Genomic DNA, 18327 nt, shown 5'->3' with positions numbered 1-18327 from the left:
TCCCGACCCGGCGGCATACCCTTGCGGGGTGTCCTCCACCCCCACCCTGACGGGCGCCGAACCCACCCCCGGAGAGAGCCGCCTCGCGCGCGCCGCGGGCCGCCTCCCGGCCGCACCCGCCCGCTGGGTCCGGCCCCTCCTGCTGGCCAACCTCGTCGGCGAGGTCGGCATCGTCGTCACCGGCGGCATCGTGCGCCTCACCGGCAGCGGCCTGGGCTGCAGCACCTGGCCCGAGTGCCAGCCGGGCTCCTTCACGCCGGTACGCACCCCCGAGAGCGCCTACCACGACCTCGTCGAGTTCGGGAACCGCACGCTCACGGGTGTGGTCGGCATCCTCGCGCTCGTGTCGCTCTACGTCGTGCTCACGACGTGGCCGCAGCGCCGACGCCTGCACGCCGTGGCGATCGGCGTGCTCGCCGGCATCCCGGCGCAGGCCGTTCTCGGCGGCATCACCGTCCTCACCGGGCTCAACCCGTGGACGGTCATGGGGCACTTCCTGCTCTCGATGGTGCTCGTGGCCCTGTCGACCGCGCTCGTGCGCGGCGCCCGCGACGACGTGTCCGGTCCGGGCGAGCTCGTCGTCCACCCGCTCGCCCGCAGGCTCGCCCTGGGCACCAGCGCCGTCGGGGCCGTCGTGCTCCTCCTGGGCACGATCGTGACCGGTTCGGGACCGCACTCCGGAGACGCCGACCGGCCCGCACGCACCGGCTTCGACCCGCGCTTCGTGTCGTGGATGCACGCCGACGCGGTGATGCTCTTCTGCGGGCTCGTCATCGCCACCCTCGTCGCGGTGCGCATCACGGCGACGACCGACGAGGCGAAGCGCGCGTGGGACATGGTGCTCGTCGTCACCGTCGCCCAGGGCGTCATCGGCTACGTCCAGTACTTCACCAAGCTGCCCGAGCTCCTCGTGCTGGTGCACATGCTGGGCGCGAGCCTGCTCGTCGTCACGTTGACGTTCGGGGTCCTCGCCACTCGGCGCCACCCGGTCTGACGGGCTGTCGCCCACGCACCCGTCCGGCGGTCGTGCTGCCTAGGCTGGGTCCGTGACCGACCAGCCCACCCTGCGCGACGGCGACCTCGTGCTGAGGCCGTGGGCACCCGACGACAGCGACACCACCCGCGCCCTGCACGACGCCGAGATCGCACGCTGGTTCGACAACCCCGATGTCGTGCCGCCCGAGCAGCAGCACCTCGACTGGATAGCGCAGACCGGCGTCGAGTGGACCGAACGCCGCAAGGCGACCTTCCTCGTCGAGTGGCGTGGACGCGCAGCCGGCACGGTCGACGTGCGGGTCGCCGACCCGGGCGTCGGCGTCCTCTCGTGGGCCGTGTACGCGCCCTACCGTGGCCAGGGCCTCGCCTGGCGCGCCGTGCGCGTCCTCGTCGAGTGGGCCTTCGACGCCCTCGACCTCGAGCGGGTCGAGGCCCACGTCAACCCGGAGAACCGCGCCTCCTTGCGCACCGCGCTGCGGGCCGGGCTGCGTCGCGAGGGTCTGCTGCGCGGCAACGCGACCCTGGGCGGCATACGCCAGGACACCGTCGTGCTCGGACGGCGCCGAGACGACGCGCACCCCGACACGCGCGACGGCTTCACGGCGATGCTCGACTCGACCCTGCCGACGAAGCGGGCGATCGCCCAGGGGGTGCTGCGCTCGCCCGGCGGCGAGCTGCTGCTCTGCGAGCTCGTCTACAAGCGCGAGTGGGACCTGCCGGGCGGCGTCGTCGACCGGCACGAGTCGCCCGCGGCCTGCGTCGTGCGCGAGGTCCGCGAGGAGCTCGACCTCGAGGTGCGCGCCGGGGCGCTGCTGGCGGTCAACTGGCTCCCCGCCCTCCACGGCTGGACCGACGCCACGGTGTTCGTGTTCGACCTCGGCACCGTCGACTCCTCGGTCGTCGAGCGGGCGCACCTGCAGGCCCGCGAGATCCGGGCCCTGCACTGGACCTCGCCGGGCGACTGGTCCGGGCGGGTGGCGCCCTACAACGAGCGCCTGCTCACGGTGCTCCACGGCCACACCGGCGGCACCCTCTACCTCGAGGGCGGCACCCCCGTCACGACCTGACCCGCCCCGCCCGCCCCCACCGAAACACCGCGTTCGGCGCGGGAATCGGTCTGGCTAAGGCTCTGAGCTCAGGAGAAGAACGGGAGCGGGAGGTGCCAGATGGGGTCGAGGGCGACGCCGACGAAGAGGATCGTCAGGTACGTGATGGAGAAGTGGAACAGCCGCATCGGCTTGAGCACGTCCTCCGCCGCCCCCGCGCGGGCCCGCGACAGCAGGCGGTGCGCCTCACCCAGGAACAGCGCGCCCGAGACGACGGCCGCGACGGCGTACACCCAGCCGACCTGCTGGACGGGGATGAGCGCCAGCGACGTCAGCACCATCGCCCAGGAGTACGCCACGACCTGCTTGGCCACGACGACGAAGCGCTCGACGACCGGCAGCATCGGCACGTGCGCCGCCGTGTAGTCGTCCTTGTAGCGCATGGACAGCGGCCAGTAGTGCGGCGGCGTCCAGAAGAAGATGACCATGAAGAGGATGAAGGCCGACCAGCTCAGCGAGTCGGTCACCGCCGACCAGCCGATGAGCACCGGCATGCAGCCGGCCGCGCCGCCCCAGACGATGTTCTGGGCCGTGCGCCGCTTGAGCAGCAGCGTGTAGCCGAAGACGTAGAAGAGAAGCGCACCGAGCGCGAGCCACGCACTGAGCCAGTTGACGAGCAGGCCGAGCCACAGCGTCGAGACGACCGTGAGGGCGACGCCGAACACGAGCGCGCCGCGCGGGGTGACCGTGCCCGTCACCAGGGGGCGCCGGCTCGTGCGGTGCATCACCGCGTCGATGTCGCGGTCGATGTAGCAGTTGAGCGTGTTGGCCGCGCCGGCCGACAGCGTGCCGCCCACGACCGTGGCGACGACGAGCCACAGATCGGGCACGCCCTGCTCGGCGAGGAACATCACCGGGATGGTGGTGATGAGGAGCAGCTCGATGATCCGCGGCTTCATCAGCGAGACGTACTGTCCGACGAGGAACTTCAGCCCACTGCCGTCCGGACCGTGCAGCGCCGACAGGTCGGCGCGGGGGTCCACCGTTGTCACTGAGATCCTCACCGCTGGTACGTCGCTCCGACCCGTCGGGTACGTGAGCATTGCGTCGCAAGTCTAGACCGTCGCCGGAGCCGGTCGACACGCCCCGGTCCCCCACCGCGCCCAAGGGCGGTACCGCCCCTCGGGCGAGGTGTCGTCGCTCACAACGCACGGACTAGGCTCGGGACCGTACGCGATCCACGTTTTCCCGAAGGAGACCCGTTCCGTGCCCACCGCTGCATCCAGCACCGCCACCAAGGCGAAGAAGCCCACCCGATCCAGCAGCACGCGGACGACGAAGGCGAAGGGCGTGCTGGCACAGCGTGACCCGGGGCTCCCGCTGCCCGCCGCGAAGAAGGCCGGGTGGAGCGACCTCGACGTCCGCGCCGTCGACACGACCCGCCTGCTGGCCGCGGACGCGGTGCAGAAGGTCGGCAACGGCCACCCCGGCACGGCCATGTCGCTGGCCCCGCTCGCGTACCTGCTCTACCAGAACGTCATGACGCACGACCCGTCCGACCCGACATGGCTCGGCCGCGACCGCTTCGTGCTCTCGTGCGGCCACTCGAGCCTCACGCAGTACATCCAGCTCTACCTCTCGGGCTACGGCCTCTCGCTCGACGACCTCAAGTCGCTGCGCACGTGGGGCTCGCTCACCCCGGGCCACCCCGAGGTCCACCACACCCCCGGTGTCGAGATCACGACCGGTCCGCTGGGCTCGGGTCTCGCGTCGGCCGTGGGCATGGCCATGGCGCAGCGCCGCCAGCGCGGGCTCTTCGACCCCGACGCCAAGGCCGGCACCAGCCCGTTCGACCACAACGTCTACGTCATCGCCTCCGACGGCGACATGCAGGAGGGCGTCTCGCACGAGGCGTGCGCCCTCGCCGGCCACCAGGAGCTCGGCAACCTCACGGTCGTCTACGACGCCAACCAGATCTCCATCGAGGACGACACCGACATCGCGTTCAGCGAGGACGTCGCCGCCCGCTTCGAGGCGTATGGCTGGCACGTCGTCGAGGTCGACTGGCGCAAGGACGCCGACGGCGCCACCTACGTCGAGGACGTCGACGCCCTTCTCGCCGCGATCAAGAGCGGCGAGAAGGTGACCGACAAGCCGACCCTCGTCGTGCTCCACACGATCATCGCGTGGCCCGCCCCCACGAAGCAGAACACCGGCAAGTCGCACGGCTCGGCCCTCGGTGACGCCGAGATCGGCGCGACCAAGGAGCTGCTCGGCTTCGACCCCAAGAAGAGCTTCGTCGTCGAGCCGGCCGTGCTCAAGCACGCCCGCCACGTCGTCAAGCGTGGCAAGGCCGCCCACCGCGAGTGGGACAAGGCGTACAAGGCGTGGCGCAAGGCCAACCCCGACCGCGCCGAGCTGCTCGACCGCGTCGTCTCCGGCAAGGCGCCCGCCGGCCTCGCCAAGGCCCTGCCGACCTTCCCCGCCGACGCCAAGGGCATCGCGACCCGCGCCGCGTCGGGCAAGGTGCTGAGCGCCCTCGCCGACGTCATGCCCGAGCTGTGGGGCGGCTCGGCCGACCTCGCCGAGTCGAACAACACGACGATGGAGGGTCAGCCGTCGTTCATCCCCAGCGGCAAGCAGACCCGCGAGTGGAAGGGCGGCCCCTACGGCCGCACCCTGCACTTCGGCATCCGTGAGAACGGAATGGGCATGATCCTCAACGGGATCGCGCTCGAGGGCCTGACCCGCCCCTACGGCGGCACCTTCCTCGTCTTCTCCGACTACATGCGTCCGGCGGTGCGCCTCGCCGCGATCCAGCAGGCGCCCGTCACCTACGTGTGGACCCACGACTCCATCGGCCTCGGCGAGGACGGCCCGACCCACCAGCCGATCGAGCACCTCGCCGCCCTGCGCGCCATCCCTGGGCTCGACGTCGTCCGGCCCGCCGACGCCAACGAGACAGCAGCCGCCTGGGCGCAGATCCTCACCCGCACCGACTGTCCGGCCGCCCTCTGCCTGACGCGCCAGCCGGTGCCCACCTGGGACCGCTCGACCTACGGCAAGGTGAGCGGCGTCGCCAAGGGCGCCTACGTGCTCGTCGAGGAGTCCCGCGCCGGTGACCCCGACGTCGTCATCGTCGCCACCGGCTCCGAGGTGCAGCTCGCCGTGCAGGCCGCCGAGAAGCTCGAGAAGTCGAAGATCTCGGCGCGGGTCGTCTCGATGCCGTGCCGCGAGTGGTTCGAGAAGCAGTCGCGCTCCTACCAGGACAAGGTGCTGCCGCCGTCGGTGCGCGCCCGCGTCAGCGTCGAGGCCGGTGTCTCCATGGGCTGGCACGACATCGTCGGCGACGCCGGCCGCGTCGTGAGCATCGAGCACTTCGGCGCCTCCGCCGACTTCCAGACGCTCTACCGCGAGTTCGGCCTCACGGCCGAGGCCGTCGTCAAGGCGGCCAAGGACTCCGTCAAGGCCGCGAAGGCCGCTGCCACCAGCGCTCCCGGCGTCACCGAGACCAACCCGGCCCGCGCCGCCCAGAGCGCCGCCACCGATGTCATGGGTGCCGAGCTCGGCACCCCGGCAGCGAAGAAGGCTGCCGCATCCGCCACCAGCAAGGGGAAGTGAACATGACCAACCCGAACACCAAGGCCCTCTCCGACGCCGGAGTCTCGATCTGGCTCGACGACCTCTCGCGCGACCTCCTCGAGACCGGCAAGATCTCCGACCTCATCGAGGAGCGCAACGTCGTCGGACTCACCTCGAACCCGTCGATCTTCCAGGCGGCCATGTCGAAGGGCGACCGCTACAACGACGACCTCGCCCGGCTCACCAAGGACGGCAACGACGTCGAGCACGTCGTCTTCGAGCTGACCACCGCCGACGTGCGCGAGGCCTGCGACCTGTTCCTGCCGATCTACGAGTCGAGCAAGGGTGTCGACGGCCGTGCCTCCATCGAGGTCGACCCGCGCCTGGCCCATGACACCGACAAGACCGTCGAGCAGGCCAAGCAGATGTATGCCGCCGTCGACCGCCCGAACGTCCTCATCAAGATCCCCGCCACGAAGGCGGGCCTGCCGGCCATCACGGCCACGATCGCCGAGGGCATCAGCGTCAACGTCACCCTGATCTTCTCGCTCGAGCGCTACCGCGCCGTCATGAACGCCTATCTCGAGGGGCTCGAGAAGGCGCAGGCGAACGGCCACGACCTGTCCAAGATCCACTCGGTCGCCTCGTTCTTCGTCTCCCGCGTCGACACCGAGATCGACAAGCGTCTCGACGCCATCGGCACCGACGAGGCCAAGGCCCTCAAGGGCAAGGCCGGCGTCGCCAACGCGCGTCTGGCCTACCAGGCCTACGAGGAGGTCTTCTCGACCCCGCGCTGGAAGTCGCTGGCCGACGACGGCGCCAACCCGCAGCGCCCGCTGTGGGCGTCGACGGGCGTCAAGGACCCCGCCTACCCCGACACCCTTTACGTCACCGAGCTCGTCGCGCCGGGCGTCGTCAACACGATGCCGGAGAAGACGCTCGAGGCCACCGCCGACCACGGCGAGGTCACGGGCGACACGGTCACCGGCGGCTACGCCGAGGCGAGCAAGCTGCTCGACGACCTCGAGAACGTCGGCGTCTCCTACAACGAGGTCGTCGAGCTGCTCGAGGTCGAGGGCGTCGACAAGTTCGAGAAGGCCTGGGGCGAGCTCCTCGACGGCGTCACGGCAGAGATGGAGAAGGTGACCGCATGAGCTCGCTGTCCGTCAGCGCGTCAGGGGCAGCGGCGGACGCCATCGGGCGGCACGTGCCGACCCTCGTGGAGGACTCCGTCGCGAGCAAGCTCTTCGCGCAGGACGCCACGCTGTGGGGCCCCGAGGCCGAGCCGGAGTCGCGGATCCGCCTGTCGTGGGTGGGTCTTCCGCGCTCGTCCCGTCCGCTCGTCGGCGAGGTCGCGGCGATGCGCGACTCGTTCGCCGAGCACGGTCTCGACCACGTCGTGCTCTGTGGCATGGGCGGGTCGTCGCTGGCCCCGGAGGTCATCTGCGCGACCGCGGGCAAGCCGATCGTCATCCTCGACTCCTCCGACCCCGACTACGTACGCCGGGCGCTGGGTGACGCCCTCGAGCGCACCGTCGTCGTGGTGTCGAGCAAGTCGGGGTCGACGGTCGAGACCGACTCGCAGCGACGCGCGTACGAGCAGGCGTTCACCGACGCGGGCATCGACCCCGCGTCGCGCATCGTCGTCGTCACCGACCCGGGCAGCCCGCTCGACAAGGAGTCCCGTGACAAGGGCTACCGCGTCGTCAACGCCGACCCGAACGTCGGCGGGCGCTACTCCGCGCTCACGGCCTTCGGTCTGGTGCCGAGCGGTCTCGCCGGCGTTGACATCGAGGCCCTGCTCGACGAGGCCGAGTCGGTGGCCGACCTCCTCGCCGCCGACGACGACGCCAACCCGGGGCTGCGCCTCGGTGCCGCGATGGGTGGCACCGACCCGCTCCGCGACAAGCTCGTCCTCGTCGACGACGGCTCCGGCATCGTCGGGTTCGCCGACTGGGCCGAGCAGCTCATCGCCGAGTCCACGGGCAAGAACGGCACCGGCGTGCTGCCTGTGGTCGTCGGCGGCGACGAGGACCCGGAGGTGACGTGGCCCGCGGACGACATCACCGTCGCGCGTCTCGTCGGCTCCGACACCGACGACGACGCCCCGTCAGCCGACGCCGCCTCAGAGGTACGCGTAGGCGGCGCCCTCGGGGCCCAGCTGCTCCTCTGGGAGGTCGCGACGGCCGTGGCCGGACGCCTGCTCGGCATCAACCCGTTCGACCAGCCCGACGTCGAGAGCGCCAAGAAGGCCGCGCGAGAGCTGCTCGACCAGGGCACGGGTTCCGCGGCCGCGCCGGCTGCCACCGACGGCGCGATCGAGATCCGCGCGCTCGGCGGCGACGGCTCGTGGCTCGGCGACGCCCGGACGGTCCCGGCGGCCCTCGACGCGCTCTTCGCGCAGCTCGACGGCTCCCGGGGCTACGTGGCGGTCATGGCCTACCTCGACCGCCTCGCCGACGCCGACCTGGCCGAGTGCCGCGTGCCGCTGGCGCGTCGCACCGAGCGTCCGGTCACGTTCGGCTGGGGGCCTCGCTTCCTCCACTCGACCGGCCAGTTCCACAAGGGTGGTCCGGGTGTCGGGGTCTACCTGCAGGTGACGACCGCGCCCAAGGAGGACCTCGCGATCCCCGGACGCGACTTCACCTTCGGCGACTTCATCGCCTCGCAGGCCGGCGGCGACGCAGCGGTTCTCGCCGACCACGGTCGCCCGGTCCTGCAACTCCACCTCACCGACCACGACACCGGGCTGGCACAGCTGCGCGAGGTGCTCCTCGCAGGAGGGCGTGCATGAGTCCGGCGCGCATCTCGCACGGCAACAACCCGCTGCGCACGGCCGAGGACAAGCGCATCCCCCGCATCGCGGGACCGTGCGGTCTCGTGCTGTTCGGGGTCACCGGCGACCTCGCCCGCAAGAAGCTCATGCCGGCGATCTACGACCTCGCCAACCGTGGGCTGCTCCCGCCGGGCTTCTCGCTGGTCGGCTTCGCCCGCCGCGACTGGGCCACCCAGGACTTCGGCCAGGTCGTCCACGACGCCGTGAAGCAGCACGCGCGAACGCCCTTCAGCGAGGACGTCTGGCGCAACCTCTCGGAGGGCTTCCGCTTCGTGCCCGGCACGTTCGACGACCCGGCGGCGTTCGACCTGCTCGCCAAGACCGTCGCCGAGCTCGACGCCGACCGCGGCACCGGCGGCAACCACGCCTTCTACCTCTCGATCCCGCCCGGCTTCTTCGCGACGGTCTGCGAGCAGCTCGAACGGTGCGGGCTGACGAAGGCCGAGGGCGACAGCTGGCGACGCGTCATCATCGAGAAGCCGTTCGGCCACGACCTCAAGAGCGCGCAGGAGCTCAACGAGATCGTCGAGGGCGTCTTCCCGCCGGACTCGGTCTTCCGCATCGACCACTACCTCGGCAAGGAGACGGTGCAGAACCTGCTGGCGCTGCGCTTCGCGAACCAGCTCTTCGAGCCGGTGTGGAACGCGAACTACGTCGACCACGTGCAGATCACGATGGCCGAGGACATCGGCATCGCCGGCCGGGCCGGCTACTACGACGGCATCGGTGCCGCTCGCGACGTCATCCAGAACCACCTGCTCCAGCTGCTGGCCCTGACGGCTATGGAGGAGCCGGTCTCGTTCGACGCCAAGGACCTTCGCGCCGAGAAGGAGAAGGTGCTCTCGGCGGTGCGCCTCCCTGCGGACCTCGAGAACGGCGCCGCCCGCGGACAGTACGCGCGTGGCTGGCAGGGTGCGGAGGAGGTCGTCGGCTACCTCGAGGAGGACGGCGTCGACCCGAAGTCGGTGACGGAGACCTTCGCCGCCGTCACCCTCGAGGTCGACACCCGCCGGTGGGCGGGTGTCCCCTTCTACCTGCGCACCGGCAAACGCCTCGGCAAGCGAGTCACCGAGATCGCCGTGATCTTCAAGAAGGCCCCTCACCTGCCGTTCGAGCACACCGCGACGGAGGAGCTCGGCCAGAACGCGATCGTCATCCGCGTCCAGCCGGACGAGGGCATCACCCTGCGTTTCGGCTCCAAGGTGCCGGGCGCCCAGATGGAGGTCCGTGACGTGACGATGGACTTCGGCTACGGCTCGTCGTTCACCGAGGCGTCGCCCGAGGCCTACGAACGCCTCATCCTCGACGTGCTGCTGGGCGACCCACCGCTCTTCCCCCGGCACGAGGAGGTCGAGTCGTCCTGGCGCATCCTCGACCCCCTCATGAGGCACTGGGCCAAGTCCGGCAAGCCGGAGGCCTACCCGGCCGGCACGTGGGGTCCCCCCTCGGCCGACCGCATGCTCGAACGCGACGGACGTACGTGGAGGATGCCGTGATCCGCGACCTGACCGACACCACCACCACCGGCATCAGCAAGACCCTGGTGCGTCTGCGCAACGAGGTGGGCGCGCTGGCCCTGGGGCGCGTCCTGACGCTCGTCGTCGTCGTCGAGGACACCGACGCGCAGAACGCCATCGAGGTCGCCAACCAGGCGAGCCGCCAGCACCCCTGCCGCATCATCGTCGTCATCGCCGGCGACCGCCGCGGCAAGAACCGCCTCGATGCCCAGATCCGGCTCGGCGGCGACGCCGGCGCGAGCGAGATCGTCGTGCTGCGGCTCTACGGCGCCCTCGCCAACCACGGCCCCAGCGTCGTGGTCCCTCTGCTGCTGCCCGACTCCCCCATCGTCGCCTGGTGGCCGGGCGAGGCCCCGGCCGACGTCGCCAAGGATCCCATCGGTGCGATGGCCCAGCGGCGCATCACCGACGTCGCCGAGCACCGCAACCCCCGGCTCATGCTCAAGAAGCGTGCGGCGACGTACGCGCCCGGCGACACCGACCTCGCGTGGACCCGCATCACGCGTTGGCGTGGCCTGCTGGCCGCGGCCCTCGACCAGCCACCGTACGAGCCGATCACCGGTGCGGTCGTCAGCGGAGCCCCCGACTCCCCGTCGTCCGACCTGCTCGCCGCCTGGCTCTCGCGGCGCCTCAGGGTGCCGGTTCACCGCGTCTCCACGCCGCGTGGCTCGGGGATCGCGGCCGTGCGCCTCGAGCGCAAGAGCGGGCCCATCGACCTGGTCCGCCCCGGCGACTCCGTGGCGACCCTGTCGCAGACCGGCCAGCCCGACCGGCGGATCAGCCTGCCACGACGCGAGCTCCCGGAGTGCCTGGCGGACGAGCTGCGCCGCCTCGACCCGGACGACGCGTACGAGGACGCGCTGTTGCACGGCCTCGGCGCTCTGCAGCCGGTGCGCCTCACCGCTGCCGCAGCAGCCAAGGCCGGCAAGGCCCCCGACCCTGCCGAGTCCCGGCGCCTCGCAGCGCGCCTGAGCCGCGACGAGTCTGCGCAGGAGGCCAGCGCGATGATCACGGCTTCGGCGCCGCCCGAGCACGCCGAGACCGCCGAGGTCCGCGCAGCCACCGTGCGCAAGCTGGCCGGCAAGCGGACGCCGCGTGAGAAGCAGGCCGCGAAGGACCGCAAGAAGGCGGCCCAGGCGAGCTCTGCCGCGGGTGGCACCGCCACGACCGCCGGCACTCGAAAGGCGGCTCCGAAGAAGGCCGTTGCGAAGAAGGCCGCCGCGAAGAAGTCCGCTGCGAAGAAGGCAGGTTCCGGGAGGACGACGAGGGCGTCGTCGACGCGCGCGTCCGCGGCGAGCAGGACGGCCGCCGGGTCGTCGACCACGCGCAAGGCGGCTGCCACGAAACGCGCAAGCGCGCGCGAGGCCGGATCGTGACGGCCGAGCCGCGCGTCGTCGTGCACCCCGACAAGGCGTCGCTCGCCGACGCTGCGGCGGCGCGCCTCGTGACCGCGATCATCGACGCCCAGACCCGCCGGCCCGAGGCGCAGCTCGCGCTCACCGGCGGGTCGATGGGCTCGGCCATCATCGCGTCTCTGACCACGGTGCCCGGCCGCTCCGCCGTCGACTGGTCCCGCGTACGCGTGTGGTGGGGCGACGAGCGCTACCTGCCCGCGGGCGATGCCGACCGCAACGACACCCAGAACGATGAGGCCGGTCTCTCGGCGCTGGGGCTCGACCCGGCGAAGGTGCACCGGGTGGCCGGTCCCGAGGCGTCCGCAGACGCCGAGGCCAGTGCGACGGCATACGCCCAGACCATCCGCGAGCACGGCCAGAAGGCCTGGGACGTGGCGCTCTTCGGCGTCGGTCCCGACGGGCACATCGCCTCGCTCTTCCCGCACCACCCGGCGCAGAGGATCACCGACGCGATCGCCGTCGCGGTGCACGACTCCCCCAAGCCGCCACCCGACCGCGTGAGCCTGACGTTCGAGTGCTTCGAGCGCAGCCACGAGGTCTGGTTCCTCGTGTCGGGCGCCGACAAGGCCGAGGCGGTGGCTGCCGCCCTCGCGCCCGGCGCCGACCGTTGGGACCTGCCGGCCGCGGGCGTGCGCGGCACCGACGCCACGCTCTGGCTCGTCGACGCCGACGCCGCGTCCGGCCTCGGCTGATCCGGCCTCACCCGAAAGCACAGTGCCCACTCGACGGTGTTTCTCGTCGAGCGGGCACTGTGCTGCGTGGCGCCCGGGAGGGCGCGACGCTCAGGTCACTGGATGAGGCCTCGCTCGCGCAGCGTGCTCAGGGCCTCGTCGAGGATGGCGGCGCCGTCGGCGTCGCTGCGGCGCTCCTTCACGTAGGCGAGATGCGTCTTGTAGGGCTCGACCTTCGGCGGGGCCGGAGGGTTCTCCTTGTCCTGGCCGGCCGGGAAGCCGCACCGCGGGCAGTCCCACGTCTCGGGCAGCACCATGCCGGGCTCCTCGGCGAAGCTCGGACGCGTCTCGTGCCCGTTGGAGCACCAGTAGGAGATGTGGACGCGAGGAGCGGCGTCGCCGCGCTCGGCCTCGCCCATCGGGCCGGCGCCGACCCGGCTTCCACGAATGGCGTTTCCGCTGGCCATCTCTGTCGTCCTCTCAGCTCGCGAAGCGGGCCAGCAGGCCCAGCCCGATGATGGATGCCGCCCAGACAGCAGCCACGGCCACGGTGAAGCGGTCGAGGTTGCGCTCTGCGACGGACGAGCCGCCGAGGGACGTGGACATGCCCCCGCCGAACATGTCGGACAGGCCGCCACCCTTGCCCTTGTGCAGCAGGATGAACAGGGTCAGGACCAGGCTGGACAGCACCAGCAGGACCTGAAGCACGATGCGAACCGCATCCACGGGGTCACTCCAAATCGTCGGGATCTCGGGGGTTTGTCAGCCGGTGGGCCGCTCCCCCGGTCTTTCGGGGCTCGGGCAAGGATACCTGCCCGAGCCCCCATCGGCCGAACGGGCCCGGTCGTCGACGCGGCGTCGTCAGGCGGTGGTCAGGTGGTCGTCAGGTGGTCGCGGTAGCGACAGATCGACGCGAACTCGGCCGGGTCGATGGACGCGCCTCCGACGAGCGCGCCGTCGACGTCCTCCTGGGCCATGATCGCCGCGACGTTGCCGGCCTTGACGCTGCCGCCGTAGAGCACGCGTACGCCGTCGGCGACGTCGCCGCTGTAGAGCTCGGCGAGCAGCGTGCGGATGGCCGCGCACACCTCCTGGGCGTCGTCGGGGGTCGCGACCTCGCCGGTGCCGATGGCCCAGATGGGCTCGTAGGCGATGACGATGCTGGCGGCCTGCTCCTTGGTGACGCCGTCGAGGTCGGCGCGCAGCTGGGCGACGACGTGCTCGACCTGGCGGCCCTCCCTGCGCACGTCGAGGGCCTCGCCGCAGCACAGGATCGGGGTGAGCCCATGGAGGTACGCGGCCTTGACCTTGGCGTTGACGACCTCGTCGGTCTCGCCGTGGCCCTCGCGCCGCTCGCTGTGCCCGATGGCGACGTACGTGCAGCCGAGCTTGGCGAGGAAGGCGCCGGAGATGTCGCCCGTGTAGGCGCCGGAGGTGTGCGGCGAGAGGTCCTGCGCGCCGTAGCGCAGGTCGAGCTTGTCGCCCTCGACGAGGGTCTGCACCGAACGGAGGTCGGTGAACGGCGGGAGCACGGCGACCTCCACGGCCGAGTGGTCGTGCTTCGCGTCGCGCAGCGTCCAGTCGAGCTTCTGCACGAGGTGCGTCGCCTGGAGGTGGTCGAGGTTCATCTTCCAGTTGCCCGCCATGAGCGGGACGCGGCCCACGGGGGCGGTCTTGTCGTTCTTCGCCATCAGGCGTCGTCCTCCTCGAGAACGGTGAGTCCGGGCAGCTCCTTGCCCTCGAGGTACTCGAGGCTGGCGCCGCCACCGGTGGAGATGTGGCCGAAGTCGGAGTCCTCGAAGCCGAGCTGGCGCACGGCGGCGGCGGAGTCACCGCCACCGACGACGGTCAGCGCGCCCTTGCCGGTGATGTCGACGAGGGCCTGCGCGAGGGCCTTGGTGCCGTCGGCGAAGGGTGCCATCTCGAAGGCGCCCATCGGACCGTTCCAGAACACGGTGCGGCAGTCGGAGAGCTTCTCGGCGAAGAGGCGGCTCGACTCGGGGCCGATGTCGAGCCCCATCCGGTCGGCCGGGATCGCGTCGGCCGCGACGACGTCGTGGGCGGCGTCGGCGCTGAACGCGTCGGCGGCGACGACGTCGACGGGCAGGACGATCTCGACGCCCTCCTTCTCGGCGCGGTCGAGGTAGCCCTTGACCGTGTCGACCTGGTCGGCCTCGAGCAGGCTCTTGCCGACCTCGAGGCCCTGCGCCGCGAGGAAGGTGAAGACCATGCCGCCACCGATGAGGAGGCGGTCGGCGGTGCCGAGCAGGTTGCCGATGACACCGAGCTTGTCGGACACCTTCGCGCCACCGAGCACGACGGCATACGGGCGCTCGGGGTCCTTCGTGAGGCGGCGCAGCACGTCGACCTCGGTGGAGACGAGGTCGCCCGTGGCGTGCGGCAGCAGGCGTGCGACGTCGTAGACGGAGGCCTGCTTGCGGTGCACGACGCCGAAGCCGTCGGAGACGAAGACGTCTGCGAGAGAAGCGAGCTCGCCCGCGAACCCAGCGCGCTCGTCGTCCGTCTTGGCGGTCTCGCCGGCGTTGAAGCGGAGGTTCTCGAGGAGCAGCACCTGGCCGTCCTCGAGGGCTGCGGCCTTGGCCTTGGCGTCGTCACCGACGGTGTCGTCGGCGAAGACGACGTCGCTGCCGAGCACCTCGCCGAGGCGCTTCGCGACGGGCGCGAGGGAGTACCTGGCCTCGGGGGCGCCCTTGGGGCGGCCGAGGTGGGCGCACACGATGACCCGGGCGCCGGCGTCGGCCAGGCCCTTGATCGTGGGCGCGGAGGCGCGGATGCGGCCGTCGTCGGTGATGGTCGAGCCGTCGAGCGGGACGTTGAGGTCGGACCGGACGAGGACGCGCTTGCCGCGCAGGTCGCCGAGGTCGCTGGTGGTCTTCACGCGGGATGCCTCTTCTGGTGGTGGGGATCAGCCGGGCAACGGTGCGGCCACCCCCCCACGGGACCACGCAGGGTCCGGGGGCGGTGGCCGAGTGGGCTCAGAGCGACTGGCCGACGAGCGCGACGAGGTCGACGAGGCGGTTGGAGTAGCCCCACTCGTTGTCGTACCAGCCGACGACCTTGACCTGGTTGCCGATGACCTTGGTCAGGCCGGCGTCGAAGATGCACGAGGCGGGGTCGGTCTCGATGTCCTTCGAGACGATCTGGTCCTCGGTGTAGACGAGCACGCCCTTGAGCGGGCCCTCGGCAGCGGCCTTGACCGCGGCGTTGACCTCCTCGACGGTGGTCTCGCGGCCGGCCTCGAACGTGAGGTCGGTGGCCGAACCGGTGGGCACCGGGACGCGGAGGGCGTAGCCGTCGAGCTTGCCCTTGAGCTCGGGCAGCACGAGGCCGATGGCCTTGGCGGCACCGGTCGAGGTCGGGACGATGTTGAGCGCGGCGGCGCGGGCGCGCCGGAGGTCCTTGTGCGGCGCGTCTTGCAGGTTCTGGTCCTGCGTGTACGCGTGGATCGTCGTCATGAGGCCCTTGACGATGCCGAACTCGTCGTTGAGCACCTTGGCCATCGGGCCGAGGCAGTTCGTCGTGCACGAGGCGTTGGAGATGATCGTGTGCTTCGAGGCGTCGTACGCGTCGTCGTTGACCCCCATGACGATCGTGATGTCCTCGTTCTTGGCCGGGGCCGAGATGATGACCTTCTTGGCACCGCCGTCGACGTGCGCCTTGGCGGCCGTCGCGTCGGTGAAGAACCCGGTGGACTCGACGACGATGTCGGCGCCGACCCCGGCCCAGTCGATCTTGGACGGGTCGCGCTCCTCGAACACGCGGATCGACTTGCCGTCGACCGTGAGCGAGGTGTCGTCGTAGGTGACCTCGCCCGGGAAGCGACCCAGGATCGAGTCGTACTTGAGCAGGTGGGCGAGGGTCTTGTTGTCCATGAGGTCGTTGGTTGCCACGACCTCGATGTCGGCTCCGGACGCCACGATGGCGCGGAAGAAGTTGCGGCCGATGCGGCCAAAGCCGTTGATACCAACGCGAACGGTCACTGCTGTGCACCTCTTCGGTAAGACTGTGTCGGACGATGTGCCAGACCTTGGGCCGCCACGCTGCGACCTCGATCACACCCACCCTAGTGCGTCGGCTCAGGGGCCGAACCGGCAGTCTCAGGGCTTGGTGAGCACCCGCTCAGCGCGTCCCGCACCACCCGACGTACGCGTACGGCCGGGCAAGGGGGTCGACGGAGGGTCAGCTGTCGAGCATGTCGGGGGTGAGGTTGGCGTCGGTGCCGGGCACCCCGAGCTCCTCGGCCCGCTTGTCGGCCATCGCGAGCAGGCGGCGGATGCGCCCGGCCACGGCGTCCTTCGTCATCGGCGGCTTGGCCAGCTGGCCCAGCTCCTCGAGGCTCGCCTGCTTGTGCTCGAGACGGAGCACGCCGGCCTCACGGAGGTGGTCGGGGATGTCCTCACCGAGCAGCTCCATGGCGCGCTCGACGCGGGCTCCGGCCGCGACGGCGGCGCGGGCCGAGCGGCGCAGGTTGGCGTCGTCGAAGTTCGCGAGACGGTTGGCGGTGGCCCGCACCTCGCGGCGCATCCGGCGCTCCTCCCACGCCAGCACGGCGTCGTGGGCACCGAGCCGGGTGAGCATCGCGCCGATGGCGTCGCCGTCACGGATGACGACGCGGTCGACACCGCGCACCTCGCGCGCCTTCGCCTGGATGCCGAGGCGCCGGGCCGCGCCGACGAGGGCGAGGGCGGCCTCGGGTCCGGGGCAGGTGACCTCGAGCGCCGATGAGCGGCCCGGCTCGGTGAGGGAGCCGTGGGCGAGGAAGGCGCCGCGCCACGCGGCCTCGGAGTCGCACGTGGCGGCGCTGACGACCTTGGGCGGCAGACCGCGGACGGGGCGCCCGCGGGTGTCGATGAGCCCGGTCTGGCGGGCGAGCGTCGCCCCCTCCTCGACGACGCGCACGACGTAGCGCGAGCCGCGGCGCAGGCCGCCGGCGGCGAGCACGAGGACGTCGCTCTTGTGGCCGTAGACCTCGGTGATGTTGCGGCGCAGGCGCCGGGCGGCGTTGGCGGTGTCGAGCTCGGCCTCGACGACGATCTGCCCACCGATGATGTGCAGTCCCCCGGCGAACCTGAGCATCGTGGACACCTCGGCCTTGCGACAGCAGGGCTTGGTCACCTCGAGGCGTGAGAGCTCGTCCTTCACCTTCGCTGTCATGGCCATGGGCGACATCCTGCCATCCTGATCGAGAACCCTCGCGGCGGGACCGCTCCGCGACACACCGAGCACGTGAGGCCCTGCACGTCGGCGTGTCGCGTGGGGGGCAGGCAGGGCTCAGGCGATGACGTCGCGCAGGGCAGCCGCGAGCCTCAACGGGTCGTGCACGCCCGGCTCGCCCCGCGCCGCGACCGGGGCGACGACGAGCTCGGCTCCGAGATCGGCCGCGGCAGCGCGCAGGGAGGCGCCGTCGGGGACGACGCTCGGGTCGGCGAGCACGACGTCGAGCCGCAGGTCGGGCGCGTTGGCCGCGAACGACGCCAGGTGGTCCTCGGCACGAAAGTCGCGGGTCTCGCCCTTGTGCACCTCGAGGTTGAGGTTGAGCAGGCGCTTTGCAGGGGTTGTCACGAGGGCGTCGACGAGGTCGGGCACGAGCAGGTGCGGCATGACCGACGTGAACCACGAGCCGGGCCCGAGCATCACCCAGTCGGCGGCGGCGACGGCCCCCAAGGCCTCGTGGCACGGCTCGGGGCAGGTCGGCACGATGCCGATGGACGAGACGATGCCGGGTGACGACGCGACCCGGTGCTGGCCGCGCACCTCGACGGTTTCGCCGGGACGCTCGGGGTCGTGGCCGCGGATCTCCGCCACGATCTCGAGGGGCTCGGCCGCCATCGGCAGCACGCGCCCGCGGGCACCGAGGAGGCGGCCCACGAGGTCGAGGCCCTTGACCGTGTCGCCGAGCAGCTCCCAGATGGAGACGATCATGAGGTTGCCGAGGGCGTGCCCCTGGAGCTCACCCGAGCCGGCAAAACGGTGCTGGAGGACGTCGCGCCACGTGTGCCCCCAGTCGCTCTCGTCGCAGAGGGCCGAGAGGGCCATGCGGAGGTCGCCCGGAGGCAGCACGTCGAACTCCTCGCGCAGCCGGCCGCTCGAACCTCCGTCGTCGGCGACCGTGACGACGGCCGTGACGTGGTCGGTGAGCAGGCGCAGCGCCGAGAGCGTTGCTGCGAGGCCGTGCCCGCCACCGAGCGCGACGATGTCGCGGTGGTGCGGGAACGCCAGGGGTCCGCGGGGTGGGGTCATCGG

General features: G+C 71.5%; 16 protein-coding genes. 8 read left to right on the top strand and 8 right to left on the bottom strand.

Going from position 1 to position 18327, the window contains the following annotated elements; translation table 11 throughout:
• Nucleotides 1-28: 28 nt before the first annotated feature.
• Together ACXR8F_RS08905 and ACXR8F_RS08900 are read left to right on the top strand one after the other, a co-directional pair.
• Nucleotides 29-994, top strand: coding sequence for a COX15/CtaA family protein (locus ACXR8F_RS08905; protein ID WP_458799803.1), 966 nt, complete (start codon nucleotides 29-31; stop codon nucleotides 992-994).
• A 52-nt stretch (nucleotides 995-1046) separates the two neighbouring features.
• Entirely contained in the window at nucleotides 1047-2063 is a 1017-nt protein-coding gene (locus ACXR8F_RS08900; RefSeq protein WP_045192368.1) for an NUDIX hydrolase, read from the top strand.
• Nucleotides 2064-2131: 68 nt separating this feature from the next.
• On the opposite strand, the gene ACXR8F_RS08895 is transcribed toward ACXR8F_RS08900, so the two are convergent.
• A complete protein-coding gene (locus tag ACXR8F_RS08895; RefSeq protein WP_458799802.1) occupies nucleotides 2132-3106 on the bottom strand; it encodes a heme o synthase in 975 nt (324 codons plus the stop codon).
• A 202-nt stretch (nucleotides 3107-3308) separates the two neighbouring features.
• Here ACXR8F_RS08895 and tkt point away from each other — a divergent pair, with 202 nt between their 5' ends.
• The 6 genes from tkt to pgl are packed head-to-tail and all read left to right on the top strand — an operon-like array spanning nucleotide 3309 to nucleotide 12084.
• A complete protein-coding gene (tkt, locus tag ACXR8F_RS08890; protein ID WP_458799801.1) occupies nucleotides 3309-5663 on the top strand; it encodes a transketolase in 2355 nt (784 codons plus the stop codon).
• 2 nt (nucleotides 5664-5665) lie between these two features.
• Nucleotides 5666-6778, top strand: coding sequence for a transaldolase (gene tal, locus ACXR8F_RS08885; RefSeq protein WP_045192365.1), 1113 nt, complete (start codon nucleotides 5666-5668; stop codon nucleotides 6776-6778).
• Nucleotides 6775-8418, top strand: coding sequence for a glucose-6-phosphate isomerase (locus tag ACXR8F_RS08880; protein ID WP_045192364.1), 1644 nt, complete (start codon nucleotides 6775-6777; stop codon nucleotides 8416-8418). Before tal ends, ACXR8F_RS08880 begins: the two co-directional genes overlap by 4 nt.
• Nucleotides 8415-9956, top strand: coding sequence for a glucose-6-phosphate dehydrogenase (gene zwf / locus ACXR8F_RS08875; protein ID WP_045192363.1), 1542 nt, complete (start codon nucleotides 8415-8417; stop codon nucleotides 9954-9956). The genes ACXR8F_RS08880 and zwf overlap by 4 nt, the downstream gene beginning before the upstream one ends.
• Entirely contained in the window at nucleotides 9953-11353 is a 1401-nt protein-coding gene (gene opcA, locus ACXR8F_RS08870) for a glucose-6-phosphate dehydrogenase assembly protein OpcA (protein WP_458799800.1), read from the top strand. The genes zwf and opcA overlap by 4 nt, the downstream gene beginning before the upstream one ends.
• Nucleotides 11350-12084, top strand: coding sequence for a 6-phosphogluconolactonase (gene pgl, locus ACXR8F_RS08865; RefSeq protein WP_045192361.1), 735 nt, complete (start codon nucleotides 11350-11352; stop codon nucleotides 12082-12084). Before opcA ends, pgl begins: the two co-directional genes overlap by 4 nt.
• Nucleotides 12085-12179: 95 nt before the next feature.
• Here pgl and ACXR8F_RS08860 read toward each other — a convergent pair whose 3' ends face one another.
• The 7 genes from ACXR8F_RS08860 to ACXR8F_RS08830 all read right to left on the bottom strand — a co-directional run bounded on the left by ACXR8F_RS08860 (nucleotide 12180) and on the right by ACXR8F_RS08830 (nucleotide 18324).
• The gene (locus ACXR8F_RS08860; protein ID WP_082081065.1) at nucleotides 12180-12530 is read right to left on the bottom strand and encodes an RNA polymerase-binding protein RbpA; all 351 of its coding nucleotides are present in this window, start codon (nucleotides 12528-12530) and stop codon (nucleotides 12180-12182) included.
• Between the two features lie 13 nt (nucleotides 12531-12543).
• Entirely contained in the window at nucleotides 12544-12789 is a 246-nt protein-coding gene (gene secG / locus ACXR8F_RS08855; protein ID WP_045192358.1) for a preprotein translocase subunit SecG, read from the bottom strand.
• 146 nt (nucleotides 12790-12935) lie between these two features.
• Complete coding sequence (gene tpiA / locus ACXR8F_RS08850) at nucleotides 12936-13754, bottom strand: triose-phosphate isomerase (RefSeq protein WP_458799799.1); 819 nt, start codon at nucleotides 13752-13754, stop codon at nucleotides 12936-12938.
• Nucleotides 13754-14962, bottom strand: a complete 1209-nt coding sequence (locus ACXR8F_RS08845; RefSeq protein WP_458799798.1) for a phosphoglycerate kinase — start codon at nucleotides 14960-14962, stop codon at nucleotides 13754-13756. The genes tpiA and ACXR8F_RS08845 overlap by 1 nt, the downstream gene beginning before the upstream one ends.
• Before the next feature lie 97 nt (nucleotides 14963-15059).
• Nucleotides 15060-16064, bottom strand: a complete 1005-nt coding sequence (gene gap / locus ACXR8F_RS08840) for a type I glyceraldehyde-3-phosphate dehydrogenase (RefSeq protein ID WP_045192355.1) — start codon at nucleotides 16062-16064, stop codon at nucleotides 15060-15062.
• Nucleotides 16065-16263: 199 nt separating this feature from the next.
• Nucleotides 16264-17244, bottom strand: coding sequence for a DNA-binding protein WhiA (gene whiA, locus ACXR8F_RS08835; protein ID WP_045192354.1), 981 nt, complete (start codon nucleotides 17242-17244; stop codon nucleotides 16264-16266).
• Nucleotides 17245-17355: 111 nt separating this feature from the next.
• Nucleotides 17356-18324: a gluconeogenesis factor YvcK family protein gene (locus ACXR8F_RS08830; RefSeq protein ID WP_045192353.1), complete on the bottom strand. Its 969-nt coding sequence runs from the start codon at nucleotides 18322-18324 to the stop codon at nucleotides 17356-17358.
• Between the last annotated feature and the right edge of the window lie 3 nt (nucleotides 18325-18327).

This window comes from Terrabacter sp. AAH1, from assembly GCF_054456855.1.
This window is presented reverse-complemented; position numbering and strand designations above follow the sequence as displayed.

Bases quoted from the DNA above. Each gene is read 5' to 3' on its own strand.
- zwf (WP_045192363.1), top strand. From the start codon at position 8,415: ATGAGTCCGGCGCGCATCTCGCACGGCAACAACCCGCTGCGCACGGCC.
- ACXR8F_RS08830 (WP_045192353.1), bottom strand. From the start codon at position 18,324: ATGACCCCACCCCGCGGACCCCTGGCGTTCCCGCACCACCGCGACATC.
- tal (WP_045192365.1), top strand. From the start codon at position 5,666: ATGACCAACCCGAACACCAAGGCCCTCTCCGACGCCGGAGTCTCGATC.
- ACXR8F_RS08860 (WP_082081065.1), bottom strand. From the start codon at position 12,530: ATGGCCAGCGGAAACGCCATTCGTGGAAGCCGGGTCGGCGCCGGCCCG.
- whiA (WP_045192354.1), bottom strand. From the start codon at position 17,244: ATGGCCATGACAGCGAAGGTGAAGGACGAGCTCTCACGCCTCGAGGTG.
- ACXR8F_RS08880 (WP_045192364.1), top strand. From the start codon at position 6,775: ATGAGCTCGCTGTCCGTCAGCGCGTCAGGGGCAGCGGCGGACGCCATC.
- tpiA (WP_458799799.1), bottom strand. From the start codon at position 13,754: ATGGCGAAGAACGACAAGACCGCCCCCGTGGGCCGCGTCCCGCTCATG.